Raw genomic sequence first — 3,487 nt, forward strand, 5'->3', positions numbered from 1 at the left:
GTGTACACGTCACGGCTGACCGCCACCCTGCCAGCCAGCGTGCCCAGCCGGGTCGCGGCGACCGCACACCAGTCCGTCGGCGCGGCGTACGTGGCCGCCGGCAAGATCGCGGCCCTCGGCCATCCGGGCCTCGGGCAGGCGCTGCAGCACACCGCCGCCAACGCATTCCTGCGCGGCCTGACCATCAGCTGCCTCGTCGCCGCCGGTGTTGCTGCGGCGGGTGCCCTCCTGGCAGCCCTGTTCCTGCCTGCCCAGCCCGCAAGCTCGGCGGGTGGTGAAGCCGAAACAGCCGCAGGCGCGCACGAAACCCAGACCCAAGGGTACCCCGTCTCAGTGATCCGCTAACCCCGGCCCAAGTAACGGAGCACCGCGATGACCCGGAACGGATATGCCGCGGCGGCCGAGCGGATGCGCTGGGCGCGCCAGCTCGCGGCCTAGCGCTGACCGGGCCCCAAACGGCTCTGCCAGCTCGCGAAGGAGACACGTAATGAACGAGACATGCGATCGGTGCGGACCCGCGGTCCGCGCGGCTTACCGCGCAGTCCGCGGCGGCCAGTTGTACCTGTGCCAGCACTGCACCGCTCAGCTCAGCCCCGCGCTCAGGGCGCAAGGCTGGACCGTCTGGCCAGCAGGACACAATTCGCTCGGCGGACGAGCCGCAGCGTAGCCGCTGCCGCCGGCTAACACAGGAAGAAGCAGGCAATGTCACAGCAGATCATCAAGGACCAGAACATCGAGGCGCTCAAGGTGGCCGCCAGCTGGCCGGGCGCTGACCGGGCCACGCTCGTCACGCTCGCGACCGTGCTCGCCGCGACCGGGGCAGACCACGACGGGCTGAGCTACTTCGAGGCACTCGCCGCCAGCCAGCCGGACCAGGTGCTGCCGCTGGCCCTGGCCGGGTACTTCCAGGTCCGCGCTGGCGAGGACATCCCGGCTGGCGTGGCCAGGCTGGACGACGCCGCCAGCAGGGATCTCGGACCGGCGCAGTACTATCGCGGCCTCGCGCTCGCGCCGCTACCGGCTGAGGCAGGCCATGCCGGGCAGGCCGTCGCCGACCTGGAGTTCATACTCGCCGTCCGCGACCAGTTCCCGAGCAACATGATCCGTGCGGTCTACCACGGCCTGTCCGCGGCATATGCCGCCACCGGCCAGCACGACCGGGCAGCCAAGGCCGCCGCAGATTCGGGCCTGTCGTCGGCTCCGGCTGAGGCGAGGCTTCAGTTCGGCGGCGGCTGGGCGAACGCGGCCGACGGCTACCATTTCGGCTATCCGAGGATCGTCGAGGTGGCGCCCGGCGTCCGGGTGGCGCAGGGCTACGACTTCGCCGACTTCGCCTTTGTCAGCACCGACAGCGGTGTCGTCGCGATCGACGCCGGGACGGCCGAACACCGCGTCAGAGCCGCCCTGGCCGACGGCGGCCTGCACCCTGACGACGTCGGCCACGTGATCCTGACGCACGCGCACTTCGACCATGCGGGCGGCATCGGCGCACTCGCCAGCGAAGGCACACAGCTGATCGCACAGGCCGGGTTCCCGTCCGAGCTGCAGCGGCAGCACGCGAACGTGTTCCCGTTCCGCTACTTCACCGGAAGCGGCACCGGGTTCGGCAGCACCGATGCGGCCGCCAGGCCTGCGGAGATAGCGGTGGACCGGCTGGTCTCCGAGCCCACCCCGGTATCGATCGGCGGGACGGACTTCGTCCTGTACCCGACGACCGGCGGCGAGACCAGCGACGCCCTCATGGTCTACCTGCCAGGTAGCGGCGTCCTGTTCACCGGCGACGTGATGATGCCCTACCTCGGCGCGCCCTTCTTCGCCGAGGGATCACCAGACGGAATGCTCGAGGCGCTGGGGCTCATCGCCGAGCTCGGCCCGCGGGTGCTGGTGCACGGTCACACAACGCTGACCGAGCTGTTCACCGCCGACGCCGTCCCCGGCCTGCGCGCCGCGCTCACCGAGTTGCGGGACCGGTCGCTCGCCGGCATCGGCCGCGGGCTGACCCTGACCGGGCTGCTGAAGGCCAGCGTTCTGCCGGAAGTGCTGCGCGAGCACCCTGCGGCCGTCGGCCCGTACCTGATCATCCGCGACCATTTCGTGCAGCGGCTCTACCACCAGCACTCCGGGTACTGGCAGCCGGACGGGCAGGGACTGGAGCCCGTCGACGCCGCCGACCGGGCAGCGGCGCTCGACCTGCTGGCCGGCGGCAGGCCCGAGCTGTTCGCCTCGGCCGCACGGACCCTGCTAGCCCAGCGCGACGGCGCGCTCGCCCTGGAGATCATTACTGCCGGGCTGGCCAGGCATCCGGAGTCCCGCGAGCTAGCGGAACTGCGTCAGCGAGCCCTTTACCGGCTGATGGAGCGGCACCAGCTGCAAGATCCGTTCCGCTTCCTCATCTACGCCGAAATGGCAGGAGTCGAAATCGGCCCGGTCGCGGCCTGACAGTAGCCGGCGCTGGATAACAGCGCGGGGCTCAAAGGGAGCTAGCACATGAGAAAGGTAAGGAGAACAACAAGATGAATACAATCGTTTATTTCGGCATGAGCGTGGCCCTCGGGCTTATCGCCTGGTTCACAATCTTCGCCACAATCATCTGGCCTAAAATGAAAAGCCAGCCAAGAATTCAGCAACTCAAATCACTGACGGCCATTAGCTTCTTCCGCTATTTTGCCACGGCGTTCCTGATTGTCGGCCTCGTGACGCGGAAGCTGCCTGCCGGATTCGCCAACCCCGCCGCGTTTGGCGATTTGATCGCCCTCGTCCTTGCATATATCGCGTTCATCGGCTTGCAGCGTTCACGCGCCGAAAGGCCGCGCTTGCTGCCGGTGTGGATATTCAACGTCGTCGGCACTGCCGACTTGCTCTTTGCCTTTGCTACCGCCCCCTTCCTTATCAAGGATCCGGGCAGCTTCGGCCTTACATACATCATTCCGACGGTGTACGTGCCGTTGCTGTTGACGGCCCATTTCTACGCGTTTAAAGTTCTTGCGCAGCCGCACGCGCCGCACGGAAGACGCGATAACTACCGCACGGAAGACGCGATAACTGATGACCTACTACGGCGATGAGGCGTTCCCGGCGCTCAGCGATGAGCAGTGGGCGCGGCTGCAGGCCTACGGATCTGCGCAGGAGGTGGAATCGGGCGCGCTGCTGTTCGGTGTCGGCGAGGCTACCCATGACCTGATCCTGGTTGTTGCCGCCGCCGCTGGCGGGCAGGCTGCGGCCAGCTCGCGGATCGAGAACTACCTCGGGTTCACCTCCGGCATCAGCGGCGCTGAGCTAACCGGCCGCGCCGCAGTGCAGGCACAGAAATTCGGCGCCCGCATCGCCAGCCCCAGCCAGGCTGCCCGGCTGGACACCACGCACGAGCGTCTGACCGCGCTCAAGCACGAGGGCGGCACGCTCGACACCTACCTGGCCAACTACGGCCTGTTCCACCTGGAAGCCGACCTGCGGTGGATCGACATGACCGCCGCCCGGCTCGATGCGC

At 68.0% G+C, this 3,487-nt stretch carries 3 protein-coding genes and 2 pseudogenes; all 5 read left to right on the forward strand.

The genetic code is table 11. The features are described from left to right. Nucleotides 1-345, forward strand: a pseudogene (locus tag WA805_RS25095) (hypothetical protein); the annotation flags it as partial. Between the two features lie 142 nt (nucleotides 346-487). Next, nucleotides 488-667: a DUF7455 domain-containing protein gene (locus WA805_RS25100; protein ID WP_425243567.1), complete on the forward strand. Its 180-nt coding sequence runs from the start codon at nucleotides 488-490 to the stop codon at nucleotides 665-667. Nucleotides 668-702: 35 nt separating this feature from the next. Further along, the gene (locus WA805_RS25105) at nucleotides 703-2,439 is read left to right on the forward strand and encodes an MBL fold metallo-hydrolase (RefSeq protein WP_425243568.1); all 1,737 of its coding nucleotides are present in this window, start codon (nucleotides 703-705) and stop codon (nucleotides 2,437-2,439) included. A gap of 74 nt (nucleotides 2,440-2,513) precedes the next feature. After that, nucleotides 2,514-3,065 carry a hypothetical protein gene (locus tag WA805_RS25110; RefSeq protein WP_425243569.1) on the forward strand — a complete coding sequence of 184 codons (552 nt, stop codon included), beginning with the start codon at nucleotides 2,514-2,516 and terminating at the stop codon, nucleotides 3,063-3,065. Then, nucleotides 3,046-3,487: pseudogene (locus WA805_RS25115) on the forward strand (hypothetical protein); the annotation flags it as partial. The gene WA805_RS25110 and the pseudogene WA805_RS25115, both read left to right, overlap by 20 nt.

Origin of the sequence: Trebonia sp. (assembly GCF_049794275.1) — a bacterium.
In the GTDB taxonomy this organism is placed as follows: domain Bacteria; phylum Actinomycetota; class Actinomycetes; order Streptosporangiales; family Streptosporangiaceae; genus Trebonia.